Annotated in this window: 14 protein-coding genes and 2 pseudogenes; 7 read left to right on the forward strand and 9 right to left on the reverse strand. The window is 58.4% G+C overall.

The features are described 5' to 3' along the window. Positions 1-26: 26 nt before the first annotated feature. From V3W40_RS00435 to V3W40_RS34635, 3 genes and pseudogenes are all read right to left on the reverse strand, one after another. Positions 27-1,922, reverse strand: coding sequence for an acyltransferase family protein (locus tag V3W40_RS00435; protein ID WP_330214238.1), 1,896 nt, complete (start codon positions 1,920-1,922; stop codon positions 27-29). Positions 1,923-2,029: 107 nt separating this feature from the next. After that, positions 2,030-2,379 (reverse strand): annotated as a pseudogene (locus tag V3W40_RS00440) (phage late control D family protein); the annotation flags it as partial. A 5-nt stretch (positions 2,380-2,384) separates the two neighbouring features. Further along, a pseudogene (locus V3W40_RS34635) lies at positions 2,385-2,600 on the reverse strand (site-specific integrase); the annotation flags it as partial. Between the two features lie 102 nt (positions 2,601-2,702). Between V3W40_RS34635 and dusA the strand changes: the two are divergent. Further along, positions 2,703-3,722, forward strand: a complete 1,020-nt coding sequence (dusA, locus tag V3W40_RS00445; protein ID WP_330214239.1) for a tRNA dihydrouridine(20/20a) synthase DusA — start codon at positions 2,703-2,705, stop codon at positions 3,720-3,722. Between the two features lie 312 nt (positions 3,723-4,034). After that, complete coding sequence (tal, locus tag V3W40_RS00450) at positions 4,035-4,961, forward strand: transaldolase (RefSeq protein WP_065928144.1); 927 nt, start codon at positions 4,035-4,037, stop codon at positions 4,959-4,961. Positions 4,962-5,138: 177 nt separating this feature from the next. Here the strand turns inward: tal and rssC are convergent, their stop codons facing one another. Then, positions 5,139-5,621, reverse strand: coding sequence for an anti-sigma factor antagonist RssC (gene rssC / locus V3W40_RS00455; RefSeq protein WP_010212025.1), 483 nt, complete (start codon positions 5,619-5,621; stop codon positions 5,139-5,141). After that, a complete protein-coding gene (rssB, locus tag V3W40_RS00460) occupies positions 5,621-6,802 on the reverse strand; it encodes a two-component system response regulator RssB (RefSeq protein ID WP_330214240.1) in 1,182 nt (393 codons plus the stop codon). Before rssB ends, rssC begins: the two co-directional genes overlap by 1 nt. A 276-nt stretch (positions 6,803-7,078) precedes the next feature. Here rssB and V3W40_RS00465 point away from each other — a divergent pair, with 276 nt between their 5' ends. Further along, the gene (locus tag V3W40_RS00465; RefSeq protein ID WP_065947405.1) at positions 7,079-7,375 is read left to right on the forward strand and encodes a PilZ domain-containing protein; all 297 of its coding nucleotides are present in this window, start codon (positions 7,079-7,081) and stop codon (positions 7,373-7,375) included. A gap of 62 nt (positions 7,376-7,437) precedes the next feature. Here the strand turns inward: V3W40_RS00465 and V3W40_RS00470 are convergent, their stop codons facing one another. Next, positions 7,438-8,127 carry an MlaA family lipoprotein gene (locus tag V3W40_RS00470; protein ID WP_027604219.1) on the reverse strand — a complete coding sequence of 230 codons (690 nt, stop codon included), beginning with the start codon at positions 8,125-8,127 and terminating at the stop codon, positions 7,438-7,440. A gap of 194 nt (positions 8,128-8,321) precedes the next feature. Between V3W40_RS00470 and V3W40_RS00475 the strand changes: the two genes are divergently transcribed. Together V3W40_RS00475 and V3W40_RS00480 are read left to right on the forward strand one after the other, a co-directional pair. Next, the gene (locus V3W40_RS00475) at positions 8,322-8,930 is read left to right on the forward strand and encodes a phosphatase (RefSeq protein ID WP_092490353.1); all 609 of its coding nucleotides are present in this window, start codon (positions 8,322-8,324) and stop codon (positions 8,928-8,930) included. Between the two features lie 110 nt (positions 8,931-9,040). Next, on the forward strand, positions 9,041-9,307 hold the full coding sequence (locus V3W40_RS00480) for a DUF4404 family protein (RefSeq protein WP_065928147.1): 267 nt from the start codon (positions 9,041-9,043) through the stop codon (positions 9,305-9,307). Between the two features lie 63 nt (positions 9,308-9,370). Here the strand turns inward: V3W40_RS00480 and queF are convergent, their stop codons facing one another. Both queF and copI read right to left on the reverse strand, forming a co-directional pair. Then, on the reverse strand, positions 9,371-10,201 hold the full coding sequence (queF, locus tag V3W40_RS00485) for an NADPH-dependent 7-cyano-7-deazaguanine reductase QueF (RefSeq protein WP_330214241.1): 831 nt from the start codon (positions 10,199-10,201) through the stop codon (positions 9,371-9,373). 66 nt (positions 10,202-10,267) lie between these two features. Further along, positions 10,268-10,789, reverse strand: a complete 522-nt coding sequence (gene copI / locus V3W40_RS00490) for a copper-resistant cuproprotein CopI (protein ID WP_065928149.1) — start codon at positions 10,787-10,789, stop codon at positions 10,268-10,270. 157 nt (positions 10,790-10,946) lie between these two features. Here copI and V3W40_RS00495 point away from each other — a divergent pair, with 157 nt between their 5' ends. Continuing rightward, entirely contained in the window at positions 10,947-11,627 is a 681-nt protein-coding gene (locus tag V3W40_RS00495; protein WP_027604224.1) for a heavy metal response regulator transcription factor, read from the forward strand. Continuing rightward, on the forward strand, positions 11,624-12,979 hold the full coding sequence (locus V3W40_RS00500; protein WP_330214242.1) for a heavy metal sensor histidine kinase: 1,356 nt from the start codon (positions 11,624-11,626) through the stop codon (positions 12,977-12,979). Before V3W40_RS00495 ends, V3W40_RS00500 begins: the two co-directional genes overlap by 4 nt. A gap of 53 nt (positions 12,980-13,032) precedes the next feature. On the opposite strand, the gene V3W40_RS00505 is transcribed toward V3W40_RS00500, so the two are convergent. Then, the gene (locus tag V3W40_RS00505; protein ID WP_065928151.1) at positions 13,033-14,277 is read right to left on the reverse strand and encodes a lipoprotein-releasing ABC transporter permease subunit; all 1,245 of its coding nucleotides are present in this window, start codon (positions 14,275-14,277) and stop codon (positions 13,033-13,035) included. Positions 14,278-14,327: the final 50 nt, after the last annotated feature.

A 14,327-nucleotide genomic window follows, 5' to 3' on the forward strand; every position in this document is an offset into this window, starting at 1 on the left:
GTGCCGGGTTTGGTTATAGGTGTTTGTCAGCCGTTAGAGGAATGCAGCAGTTGCTTCAGCCTCGGGGCAATAATCGTTCGTCCTACGTACAAGGACGCCGAAGGAGTCAGGTGACCGTAGTCCACCGCCATTAGCGACTTCCCGTCATCAACCTTGGCCAAACAGGCCAAGCCATTACACACACCGCCGATAACAGAAATGTAGTCGATCACACTCGGATCGAGTTTTTCCTTAAGCAATGCGTCAGTTTTGAGGATACGTTGATCCAGACCCTGATCGACGATCTGACTGCTAGCAGAATTCCAGTGACGCTTAGTGATCACCAGTGGCAAGGACGGTTGCCATTGCGGTACTGGCCCGACCAGCACGACCTCTTTAACTCCGAGTGTCTTGAGATGCCGAGCAATTTCATTCCAATCCGTAAGCTCGTGAGAATTCTGTTGAGCCATCACGACCATCTCAGGTTGAATCCGAGCAATTTCCTTTAATGCAAAGGCATTGGATGCATTGCAGGTAGCTTGGAACGCCACAGGAGACTTGTTCTGACCTAGGGTTGCTCCACAAGCAGATGAGGTGACTTGATAGAAAGGAACACCGGCAGGCAAATTGCTCCGAATTCCGAATGAAAGCGCTTCAGCGTGCGAGTCGCCCCAAAGAAAAACACCCCCCATCCCTTTCCTTTCAGTGCAAGAAGCGTCAATATTTTTAGCACCGGTAGCGGCAAACACCTCATAAGAATTACATTTAAGCCAGTATGCCTCACCAAGATTCTTATGCAGCGCTGCATAACTATCCACGAATTTTGTTTTCTCAGTGATGCTCTCACCTCTTATATCCGAGTTGAGGCCATCGGATTTAAAAACTAAAACACTGAGTAACACGAGACTTACGAAACCGCCACACCAAGCCAAAGAACGAGCGCCGCTCTTAGACTTGCCCCTCTTACGCTCAATCAATGCATAGGAGGCATAACCGAACGCCAGTGAAATAACAATACCTATCAAGGCGCTGGAAAAACCATCGAGCTGCCCCGAATAAGTCATGTAGACCATGACAGGCCAGTGCCAAATGTAAATCGAGTACGAGTACAAGCCCACGCGCTGAAACACCCAATTTCCGGTCAACCGAGAATTCTGTCTATTGGCGAGGATTACCATCAGTGTTCCCATGACCGGCATGAGTGCGTAATAGCCGGGCCAGACCACAGTTTTCGATATCACGATATAGCCACACAGGATCAGCACTAACCCTGCCCATTCGAGGATACGGCTTTTAGCCTTGTCCAATGCGAGAGGGAACAGGAACGCAAGCCCACCGGCGCAAAGCTCCCAGGCGCGGGCTTTCAGCAGATAAAACGCTTGTTCTGGATACCGTGGAGAAAGTATGAGCGAGTAAATAAAACCAATCAAAACCGCCGCCAGCACAAGCCAACGGATAGCCCTGACTCCAAATATCTTGCTCAGGACCAGCAGCACCACCGGATAGAGAATATAGAACTGCCATTCTACAGAAAGCGACCACGTATGAAGCAGCCAATTTTCATTAGTGCTTGCGGCAAAATACCCTACTTCCTTCAGATAAACAATATTCGAGTAAAACCCAAGACTACTGTAAACATGCTGCGCCATTTGCTTGTATTCGGTCGCTAACAAATTGAACCAACCAAAAACTATCAACGCAAAACACATAACAGCCAGGACAGGAATAATTCGTTTAGCCCGTGCAGTATAGAAACGAAGCAAGCTGAAATCACCACCACTCAGCCCACGGCAAATGATCGCCGTCATCAAATAGCCGGAGATAACGAAGAACACATCTACCCCAGCAAACCCACCCGGTAGCCATAACGCATTGAAGTGGTAAATAACGACAGCCAGTACAGCTAGCGCTCTTAAACCATTTATATCTTTTCTAAAATCCATTATTCGCTATCCGGTGACTGTCTTTTCACGACGCATATGACTTGGTATTTTTGGAGTGACGGCTGATCCCCAGACTCGTCGCGGGCGAGATATTACAGGATTTCTCTCTAATTGAGCCTCGCACTCATCAAAGCGACAACACTTTGACTTCTTTTGGCTTTTTCTTGCTTGCTTGCTGCATTAGCCTTCCCTTTCTTTCCGGCATTGCAACTCACCGTGGTGCTCCAACCGGCCTGGGTAAACAGCTGCTCCACCGAGTCAACCAAGTATTCTCCATCCAGGCCCTCCTTGAAGGCTTGAGCATTGATCTGTCGCTCAGCAAACAGGTCGGTACGCCCCATCATCTCCAGACGAACTTCAGCCGTTGAGCGTTTGAATGCCGCTAGCGGCGCCTTGGCCGCTTGTTCAGCGACGAATTTATTTGGTGGATATGCCGGTCGGTATGAACTGGCAGCAAACATGCACCTTATTGATCGTCATACCCTTCCGATTCACCCGCTCAATAGCACCTGGCTGGGCCAGCTTGGTCTCCCGTCGCTTGATCCAGGCCTGGGCAACCTGCTTACGGTCGCAGGTTTGGCTTTCCTGATAAACTGTCTTGCCATCCCGATTGATCCGTATCTGCGCCGTGTAGGCTGTCGAATTGTCCTTGCGCTTCCGTGCTGTGATCGTGCCCATTTCCAGTTGCTACATTGCCGAATTCGATCGCTACGATGTAGCAACCGATCCTAGAAAACAAAGGAAACCGGGTAAAAACCGCTGTATAAAAGATCAGTATTAATGAATTCCGAAAAAACCTCATCTCCAGTAAACGCTAGCCTTTCCCTATCAGAGCCGTCACGCCGGTTTAGCGTTGCCCCTATGATGGATTGGACCGACCGCCACTGCCGGTTCTTCCTGCGCCTGCTCTCCAAACGCGCCCTGCTCTACACCGAGATGGTCACCACCGGCGCAATCCTCCACGGCGACCATGACCGCTTCCTGCGCCACAACGAAGCCGAGCACCCGCTCGCGCTCCAGCTCGGCGGCAGTGTCCCCGCAGACCTGGCCGCCTGCGCCCGTATGGCCGAGGCTGCGGGTTACGACGAAGTGAACCTGAACGTCGGCTGCCCCAGCGACCGCGTCCAGAACAACATGATCGGCGCGATCCTGATGGCTCACCCGGCCCTGGTGGCCGATTGCGTGAAGGCGATGTGTGATGCGGTGTCGATTCCGGTGACGGTGAAGCACCGTATCGGCATCAACGGCAGGGACAGTTATGCCCAGTTGTGTGATTTCGTCGGGACGGTGAAGGACGCCGGCTGCACCAGTTTCACCGTGCATGCGCGGATTGCGATTCTTGAGGGCTTGTCGCCGAAGGAAAACCGCGACATTCCGCCGTTGCGGTATGACGTGGCGGCGCAGTTGAAGCAGGATTTCCCGGAGCTGGAGATTATTCTCAACGGCGGGATCAAGACGCTGGAGCAATGCCATGAGCATTTACAGACGTTTGACGGGGTGATGCTGGGCCGTGAGGCTTATCACAATCCGTATCTGCTGGCGGAGGTGGATCAGCAGTTGTTTGGTAGCGCGCAGCCTGTGATCAGTCGGGCGGAGGCGTTGGCGCAGTTGCGGCCTTATATTGCTGAGCATTTGGCGAACGGCGGGACGATGCATCACATTACGCGGCATGTGTTGGGGTTGGGCACCGGTTTCCCTGGGGCACGCAGATTCAGGCAGTTGTTGTCGGTGGATATTCATAAGGCTGCGGATCCATTGGCATTGCTGGATCAGGCTGGGGCTTTGTTGGAAGGGCGTTGATTGGATAGCTTGCAGGGGGTCAGTTGGTTATTGGATGAGCCGACACACTGCCATCGGGGGCAAGCCCCCTCCCACATTTGGTGCGGTGTGTGCCAGGGAAGGAGTCAGTTGGCATGAAGGCGCTATCCAAGTGTCATCGGGCAGTCGGGTTGAACCTGTCGGCCGTTCTGGCCTCCTATTCAGCACTACGGCCGGGCATTCAAACGGCTGTTTTCAGGTTGTTGCCCTCGCAAACGATCGAACGCATTTGCGCCCTTGAGCGCCTGCCAGCGCTCGGGTAATGTCATCAGACCCATAGGACAGAGCACGCCCATGACTTCCAAGCTGGAACAACTCAAGCAATTCACTACTGTCGTAGCCGATACCGGCGATTTTTCCACCCTCGCCAAGCTCAAGCCCCAAGACGCCACTACCAACCCTTCCCTGCTGCTCAAGGCCGCGTCGATTCCGGGCTATGCCAAGCTGCTGGATGAGTGTGTGCAGGATTGCAACGGTGATGTCGGCCTGGCCAGCGACCGTTTCGCGGTGGCTGTGGGCCAGGAGATCCTTAAGGTCGTGCCAGGGCGCATCTCCACCGAGGTGGATGCCCGCCTGTCGTTCGACACTGACGCCGTACTCAAGCGTGCGCACCGTCTAATCGACCTGTACGACAAAGCTGGGGTTAGCCGTGACCGCGTGCTGATCAAGATCGCGTCCACCTGGGAAGGCATCCGCGCGGCGGAGAAGCTGGAAAAAGAAGGCATCCAGACCAACCTGACCCTGCTGTTCTCGTTTGCCCAGGCGGTGGCGTGCGCAGAAGCCGGCGTGTTCCTGATTTCACCGTTCGTAGGCCGTATCTACGACTGGTACAAGAAAGCCAATGGCAACGACTACACCGGCGCTGATGATCCCGGCGTGCAGTCGGTGACACGCATCTACAACTACTACAAGGCTAATGACTACAAGACCGTGGTGATGGGTGCGAGTTTCCGCAACCTGAGCCAGATTGAAGAGCTGGCCGGCTGTGATCGCCTGACCATCAGCCCGGACCTGCTGGAGAAGCTGGCGGCGGATGACGGCAAGCTGGAACGCAAGTTGTCGCCAGGGCACGCCGGAGAAGCGCGAGTGCATCTGACTGAAGCGCAGTTCCGTTGGGAGTCCAACGAGGATGCGATGGCGACTGAAAAGCTGGCGGAGGGGATTCGTCAGTTTGCCCGGGACCAGGAGAAGCTTGAGGCACTGTTGTCCGCCAAGCTGTAAACGGCGCAGGCGGCAAAAAGGGCGGTACCTGTGAGGGTACCGCCCTTTTTTGCTCTGTTTGTCCCCTAAGTAGCAGCTGCCGAGCGCAAGCGAGGCTGCGTCTGCGGTGTGTCAGGCAGGCCGCTGACGCAGCCTCGCTTGCGCTCGGCAGCTGCTACGTGCAGGCGATCCCTGGGATCAGTGACGCTCGAGGGCGTTGACGAGGTCGTGGAAGGCTTCGCGGTTGGACTCGTTGAGGCCCATCAGGATCTTGTGCGCTTCCAGCACCTTGACCCGTACGATTTCCTCGGACTGGTCCTGGGACGGCAGGTCGGTGAGGCATTCCGGGCACGGGATCGGGCGATCAACGATGTTGAACACCTGGTCGAAGCCCATGGACTGCAACAGACGGGTGATGTCTTCGTGGGTGGTGACGACGGTCGGCAACAGGCCAACCTTCTGCCGGGACAGAATGGACAACTTGGCCAACAGCCCAAGGGTGGTGCTATCGATGCTGCGGGTTTCGGTCAGATCGATCACGATCGCCGAGAAATTCAACGCCGTGAAAATCCGCTCAATCGTCGCATCCAGCGCCGAACACAAGGTCAGGCGCACTTCACCGACAAACTTCAGGACGAAGGTCCCGTCTTGCTCGGCGAATTGGATTCTTCCGGTACTCATCAAAGATTCCTGCTCAACACCAATAGGGCGATATCATCCGGCATCTCCCCTAGCGTGGCCAATCCAAAAACCTGCCGCAGGCCATCCAGGCTGCCGCCCGCCGACTTGACCTTCTGGGGCAAGGCGGCTTCTTTCTCTTTGAGTGTAGGCTCTGGAAGAAGGTCCAGGATGCCGTCGGACATCAGCGTCAGGCTGAACGTCGGCGGCAGCTCCAGGATGTGGTCTTCGTAGGTGGCTTCATTGAACAAGCCTACGGGTAGGCCACGCCCTTCCAGGTAACGCACACTGTGGGGAGTGTATAAAACAGGCATCGGCAGGTGGCCGCCGATGCTGTAGGTCAAAAGACCGGTTTCTTCATCAATCACGCCACCCACCATCGTCACGTGCTTGCCCAGCTTGCAGCTGATCAAGCCACGGTTGATGTGACCCAGCACCTCGGAGGGGGTGAACTCCGGCAAGGTGCCATTGCGCTTGGATTCGAACAACAGCCGTGTGGTCATGAACTTCAACAACACGGTGACAAAAGCAGAGGAAGCACCATGGCCGGAGACATCGGCCAGGTAGAACGCGACACGCCGCTCGTCTACGCGGAAATAGTCGACAAAATCACCCGACAGGTACAGCGACGGGATGATTTGGTGGGCAAACTGGAATTCGTCGATGGTCCAGGGGCTGACCGGCAGCATGTTCATCTGCACCTGGCGACCGGCGTTCTGGTCTTCCTGGAGCAGGTTAAGGCTGGCTTCGAGTTCGCGGTTGGCGGTTTCGAGCTTTTCGCGGTAGCGCTGGTTCTCGACCAGCAGGCGCGCACGATCCAAGGCGCGGCGCACAGAGTGCTCCAGTACCGCCAGGTCTTCGAGGGGCTTGATCAGGTAGTCGGCAGCGCCCAGACGCAAGGCCTCGACGGCATCGTTCATGACGCCGGCACCGGACACGACAATCACCGGCGTCTGCGGGGCAAGCTCGGTCACCTGACGAATCAGCTCCAGGCCGCCCATCTGGGGCATGCGCAGGTCGCAGATCACGAGGTCGGGCTGGTCGCGCTCGAATACCTGGAGACCCTGTTGGCCATTACTGGCCTGCAGGACGCTGAAGCCACTGTCTTCCAAATAGGCCGCGAGGCTCGCGCGCACTACTTCGTCGTCATCGATTATCAGCAGCGTGGCACTGGTTTTTTGCATGTGGGCAAACGGCGCCAGAATTAGGTTGGCGTAGGTGGCTCGGCAATGGCCGGGCTCACGTACTGGATTCGCTTTCTAGCCTCTCTGTACTACAACGCAATGGGATTTTTCCCATGCACAACTGTAAAGCAGAGGTGCCCTTCTAAGGCGCAGACGGTACTCCCATCCGCCGGGGGTTTCAAGCTCATGCCGATGGTCGCCGGGCGTCTTTACATCGCAAATCACCGGGAGTTATAAGAACAGCCAAGACCACAACACAAAGTAAGGATGGAACCGATGGGCGAACACGAGCGCGACTACGCCGAAAAACGCGATTTCATCCGCATGCGGGTGGATGCCGAAGTATCTTTGCTCCACGAAGGCCAGGAGTTTGCCGGCGTTTGCGTGGACCTTTCCAGCTCCGGGATGCAGGTGCAGGCACCGCGCCAGTTCGCGGTGGGAGACCTGCTCACCGTGCGCATTGATTCAGAGCACGCGGCGCTCAAGGGCCTGGAGGCTGACACGGAAGTGGTCTGGACCAAAACCGTGGGCGACGAGCAACAACTCGGGCTTAGGATCCTGAAAATGCGCTGAAACCCGCGCACAAAAAAGGCGACCGCCAGGGTCGCCTTTTTTTCATTTCAAAACATCACAGCTTAAAAGTCGTCGACGACCTTGCCGTCCTTGACCTTGAACTCGCGGTTCTGCAGGTAGGCATTGCGGATAAAGGTGTACTTGTCGCCGGTGATCAGTTTCTCGCTGTCGAGCAGGCTGGCACGGGTGTCAACGATGTTCAGGCCCATGGTGCTGTTGCGCCAGCCGATATCGTTCATATAGCGGTACGGTTGGGTGTAGCTGTCCACGTATTTGGACGGTGCATCACGCAAGGTGCTCGGGCCCAGCAGCGGGATCATCACGTAGGGACCGCTGCCCACGCCCCAGTAACCGAGGGTCTGGCCAAAGTCTTCATCACTGCGTTGCAGCCCCATTTTGGTGCCGACGTCGATAAAGCCCAGCACGCCGAACGTGGTGTTAACCAGCAAGCGCGCAGTGTCGACCCCGGCATTGTGGGGTTTGAGCTGCAGCACGTTGTTGGCCAGGTTGCCGACGTCACCGATATTGCGGAAGAAGTTATGGATACCGTCTTCGACAAATTGGGGGGTGATCCACTGATAGCCTTGGGCCAATGGCTTGAGGGCGTAGGTATCAACGGTGTCGTTGAAGGTGAAGATCGGGCGGTTGACGCTTTCCCATGGATCATCTTCCGATGCAGCCTGTGCAGCGAAAGGCGCCAGCAGGACAGTGGCACACACCGATAGCTGAGCGAAGTAGTGGCTCCAGCGCATAGCTTTTGCTCCTTGAATGGTCTGTCATGGGCGCTATGCCCTGAATAAGGCCGTCAGTATATGACGGAAGTGTCCAATTAGGCAGCTGCTAGGAATAGTCCTAACACAAATGGACAATTTTCCTACAATTACCCCGCTGTCATCTGCTTGTCATCCTGCCCCGATAGCGTCACAGCTATTTCAGGGATGTCGACATGCCTCACGCCGAGATAGCCATCGCCAACGCGCCCGCCTTGACTGCTGTTCTGTTTGGCCTGAGTGGTTGCCTGGTGGACTTTGGTTCCCGGGCGCGCACCGATTCCCCCTCCCCGGACTCCCAAGCCACACCCGGCGCCCTGAAAATCCTGCGCAGCCTCAAGGAACAAGGCGTCCCCTGTGCCTGGCTGGACGAACTGCCGCCTTCGGTAACCACACCACTGGCCGCCGTACTGCCCGGCTGGCTCAAGGCCGCATCCCCCTCCTCCATCCGCTGGCCCGCCCCTCATGCCTGCTGGCAAGCCTTGATGGAACTCAACATTGAACGCCTGGAAGGTTGCGTACTGGTCAGCGGCGAGCCGCGCCTGCTGCAATCGGGCCTGAATGCCGGCTTGTGGACCATTGGCCTGGCCTCATGTGGTTCATTGTGCGGCCTGGCGCCTGAGCAGTGGCAGGCGCTGAGCGACAAGGAACGCGAGCACAAGCGCGGCAAAGCCACCGTTGAGCTCTATGGCCTGGGGGTCCACTCGGTGATCGATCACCTCGGTGAACTCGGCACCTGCCTGGCCGACATCAGCCTGCGCCAGCTCAAAGGCGAGAAGCCCTGATCGAGATCATGCACAGTCGGCGCCCGTGGATTAATCTACAGGTCAGTCCGTAGACCTTTCACGGCGTGCCGTGGTCTATGCCAGTGCCTATCGATAAAAGGAAGAACGTCATGCCTGATCGCAAAAAACTGGAAGAACAGGTCGAGATCCTGCGCGGGCAACTGGAACAGGAACCGCCGCTGTCGGAAGAAAAACGTGAAGCGCTGCAAGCCTTGATTGCCAAGTTTGAATTGCAACTTGAACTTGAACCGGCCACTCAGACGCCGAGTATTTCCGACGATGTGAGCCAAGCTGCCATAGAGTTCGACGCTGAGCACCCGGTGATTTCCGGGACACTGCGCAATATCATGATCACCTTGGGCAATATGGGGATCTGAGCCGAGCCCAAGCCAGGCGCAGAACCAAAAGGTAGGAGAGGGCTTGCCCCCTCCCACCTTTGCTTACTGACGGGCCAGGCGCACGTTCTGGAACGCCACATCCTCAGTACTGCGGTAAGGGTTGATATCCAACCCGCCGCGCCGCACATAGCGCGCATACACCGTTAACTTCTCCGGCTTCAGCAAACGCTGCAGGTCGAGGAAAATGCGCTCCACGCACTGTTCATGGAAATCCGAGTGCTGGCGAAAGCTCACCAGGTATTCCAGCAAACTCCCGTGATCCAACGCCGCACCGCGATACTCGACCACCACGCTGCCCCAGTCGGGCTGGCTGGTCACCGGGCAGTTGGACTTGAGCAGGTGGCTGTGCACGCTCTCCTCGACAATGCGCGAGTCATCGCAACGCAGCAGCTCCGGGCGCGGGTGTTCGTAGTTGCTGACACTGATATCCAGATCGTCAATGCACGTGCCCGGCAACGCCATCACGCCTTCGGCCTCAATGTCGGCCAAGCTGCGGATACGCACGGTAACAGGCTTGCCGGCGGCGGCGCTGAGGTCGGTGCGCAGGGTCGCTTCCAGGCTTTGCACATCGGCAAACGCTGTCTGGTTGAGCGAGTTGAGGTACAGCTTGAACGACTTGGACTCGATGATGTTCGGCGAGTCGGCCGGGATGCTGAACTCACCGATGGCCACCACCGGCTTGCCCGACGGCAGCAGCCAGGACAACTCGAAGCAGTTCCAGAAGTCCACGCCCTTGTACGGCAGGGTCTCGGCGCTCAGGCCCAGCTCGGCCCACTTGGCGGCGCGTGGAATCGGGAACAGCAACGAAGGGGTGTAGGTGGAAATGTATTCACTGGACTTGCCCAGCGGCGAATGTTCGGCTGCGGGATGCATGGCGGAAACCTGGCTAAATAAACCGCGCCAGTCTACCAGCCTTTGCCCCCGCCCTTAAGAAACGCCTTACTCAACGGTCAGCTTGCCGACCATGCCCGCCTGGTAATGCCCGGGGAGGTTGCAGGCAAACTCCAGGCCGGTGGCCTTGGTGAACGTCCAGGTCAGCTCAGCAGTCTTGCCGGGTTCCACCAGCACGCTGTTGGGATCGTCGTGTTTCATGCCGCCCATTTCACCGTGGCCCATGGCGCTGTGATCCATCTTGCCCATACCCGTGGAGGTGAGCATGCCGCTGGCCTGCATCTGCAGCATTTCCTTCTGGTGTTCGGCGTGCATCGCCGCGTCACCGAGGTTGAATTCATGCAGCAACTGGCCTTTGTTGACCAGTACAAAGCGCACCGTCTCACCGGCCTTGACGTCCAGCGACTTGGGCGAAAAGGAAATGTCCTGCAGCGTCACTTCCACGGTGCGTGTGGCCTTATCCGCCGGTGCCGGCTGGCCGAACGCGTAGGTATGGGCCGCATCCGCCATTGCATTGAAACTCAACGCCAACAGGCAGCCCGCCAACAACAGGGGTGTACGCAATGCCATCTCGATTCTCCAAAAAGTGTGCAACCTGCTTGGACAGCACTCTAAGAGTGCGCCGCTGCCAGCCAGCTGACTGCTAGATTACAACTTTGTCAGGTTGCGCCCTTCCCCTGGCACCCAGGGTATAAAGCCCCTCGTGAACTGTTGCCAAGAGCCGCCCATGAAATTGCTGATCGTCGAAGACCAACCGAAAACCGGCCACTATCTGCGCCAAGGCCTGGCCGAGGCGGGCTTTACCACCGAACTGGTGGCCGACGGTACCAGCGGCCAGCACCTGGCGCTGACCGGCGATTATGACCTGTTGATCCTGGATGTGATGCTGCCCGGTCGCGACGGTTGGCAAATCCTGCAAGCGGTGCGCAGTGCCGGCCTGGAGATCCCGGTGCTGTTTCTGACCGCCCGGGATGCCGTGGAAGACCGGGTGCACGGCCTGGAACTGGGTGCCGACGATTACCTGGTCAAGCCCTTTGCCTTCTCCGAACTGCTGGCGCGGGTACGCAGCCTGTTGCGCCGTGGCAGCAGCACGCCGCAGGAAACCGCCCTGCAACTGGCCGACCTGCGCCTGGACCTGCTCCGCCGCCGCGTCGAACGGGACGGCCAGCGCATCGACCTCACCGCCAAGGAGTTCTCCCTGCTGGAACTGCTGCTGCGCCGCCAGGGCGAAGTCCTGCCCAAGTCGCTGATTGCCTCCCAGGTGTGGGACATGAATTTCGACAGTGACACCAACATCATCGAAGTCGCGATCCGGCGCCTGCGCCTGAAAGTCGACGATCCTTTCCCCACCAAGCTGATCCATACCGTGCGCGGCATGGGTTATGTGCTGGAGGAGCGCAGCCATTGATCCAGCGTCTGTCCCTGGCCAGCCGCCTGGCCCTGCTGTTTGCGGCGTGCACCGCGGTGGTCTCGTTGTTCGCCGGCGTGCTGTTCAACCGTGCCAGCGAGGCGCACTTCATTGAGCTGGACCAACAGCAACTCGACAGCAAGCTGGTGGCGCTGCGCAGCACCTTGCAGGGCGTCGAATCACTGGACTCATTCGCTCAACGCGAAGCGCAGCTGCGAGCCGAACTCAATCGCCAGCCTGATCTGACATTGCGCATCACCGCCGCCGGCCAGCGCTGGCTGGACGATGCGCCAAGCGTCAGCCTGCCCGAGGCGCCTGGCCTGCACACCCTGCAGAACGCCGGCACCGACTACCGCGTGTACAACGCCCCCTTGAGGCCCGGCCAGCCCGCCTCACCGCAACTGACCCTGATGCTCGACATCACCCATCACCAGCACTTCCTGCAACGCATGCAACATTTGATCTGGCTCACCGTCGGCCTGTCGGCCCTGGCCACTGCGCTGCTGGGCGCCTGGGCTGCTCGCAGTGGCTTGCGTCCGTTGCGGCGCATGGGCGAAGTGGCTGCCAGCGTGTCGGCCAACTCCTTGACCCAGCGCCTGCCTCACCAGCAAATGCCGGCGGAACTGGCCGACCTGGCCCAGGCCTTCAATGCCATGCTCGGGCGATTGGACGACGCCTTCCAACGCCTGTCGGCCTTCTCCGCCGACATTGCCCATGAACTGCGCACGCCCCTGTCGAACCTGCTGACCCAGACCCAGGTCATCCTGACCCAACCGCGCCCCCTGGAGGATTACCGCGAAGCGCTGCACAGCAACCTGGAAGAGCTGCAATGGATGGCGCAGTTGGTGAATGACATGCTGTACCTGGCCAAGGCGGACCACGGCTTGCTGGTGCCCAAGCGCGAGCCGTTGGTACTGGCGGATGAAGTGGAGACGTTGCTGGAGTTTTTCGCGTTGCTGGCAGAAGACGCACAGGTCTCGCTGGTACGCGAAGGCGGCGCGCAAACCGCCGGCGATTGCGGCATGCTGCGCCGGGCCCTGTCGAACCTGCTGGATAACGCCCTCAGGTTCACCCCGGCCGGCGGCCAAGTGCGCGTGCGGATGGTTGAAGGCGCACAGGGCGTGACACTGACGGTAGAAAACAGCGGGGAAGGTATTCCAGCGCACGTGTTGCCGAGGCTGTTCGACCGGTTCTACCGAGCCGACCCGGCGCGCCATGAGGGCAGCAGCGAGCATGCGGGGCTGGGATTGGCGATTACCCAGTCGATTGTGCGAGCCCATGGGGGGAGGATTTTTTGTGAATCCGCGGCGGGGTGGACAAGGTTTGTGATTGAGTTGCCCAGGGGAAATTGATGCAAGCCGGGCCGGCCCTATCGGGGGCTTGCCCCCGATAGCGGTCTTAAAGACTACGAATACCTAAGGGCATGCGCCGGCTCAATCTTCGCCGCCCGATACGCCGGGTAAATCGTCGCCAGGAAGCTCAACACAAACCCGGCCGTACAAATCAGCACCACATCGCCACTTTGCAGCTCGGAAGGCAGGTTGCTGACGAAGTACACATCCGAACTGAAGATATGCTGCCCGCTCACCCGTTCCAGCCAGCCCACCAGCTCACTCACGTTCAGCGCCGCAATCACCCCCAGCACACCGCCGATCAAGGTGCCGACAATGCCGATCACCGTACCCTGCACCATGAAGATCGCCATGATCTGCCGTGGCGTGGCGCCGATGGTGCGCAGGATCGCGATGTCCGCACCCTTGTCGTTCACCACCATGATCAGCGTGGCGATGATGTTGAACGCCGCGACGGCGACGATCATCAGCAACAACAGGCCGATCATGGTCTTTTCCATCTTCATCGCGCTGAACAGGCTGCCCTGGGTGTGGGTCCAGTCATCGGGCTTGTAGCCGCTGCCGAGGCTGGCGGCGATGTCCGCCGAGACCTTGGGCGCTGCGTACAGGTCTTTCAACGCCAGGCGCACGCTCTGCACCTGGTTCGGCTGCCAATGCTGTATCTCGGCGGCGTCAGCCATGTGGATGAGGGCCATGGAGCCATCCAGCTCGGCGCCGACCTTGAAGATACCCACTACGTTCAGACGCTGCATGCGCGGGGTGATACCACCGGGCGCACTGCTGATCTCCGGGACGATCAGGGTCAATTTGTCGCCCACATTCAGGCGAAAACGCCGGGCGGTGATTTCGCCGACCACCACGCCGAACTCACCGGGCTTCAGGTCTTCCAGTTTGCCCTGCACGATATGCTGGGCCACGATCGACACCTTGCCTTCCTGGGCTGGGTCGACGCCGCTGATCTCAATCGGCTGCATCGCACCCTTGTAGGAGAACATGCCGTCCATCTGCGTGAACGGCACGGCGGCAGTCACTTGCGGATTTTTCATCGCCGCAGCGGCCAGCGGCTGCCAATCGTCGATCGGGTTCACCCCGACGATAGTGGCGTGGGGCACCATGCCAAGGATGCGCGAGCTCATTTCGCGCTGGAAGCCGTTCATCACCGACAGCACCACGATCATCGCCAGCACGCCCAGGGCGAGGCCGATCATCGAGGTCATCGAGATGAACGAAACAAAGCGGTTGCGGCGCTTGGCGCGGGTATAGCGCGTGCCGATGAAAATCGATAACGGTCTGAACATTCGCGGGCACCGTTGGAAAAATAGAAAACCCGGCGTCAGGCACCGGGCTT

The sequence above is a fragment of the Pseudomonas sp. AM8 genome (assembly GCF_036346475.1).
Lineage (GTDB): Bacteria > Pseudomonadota > Gammaproteobacteria > Pseudomonadales > Pseudomonadaceae > Aquipseudomonas > Aquipseudomonas marginalis.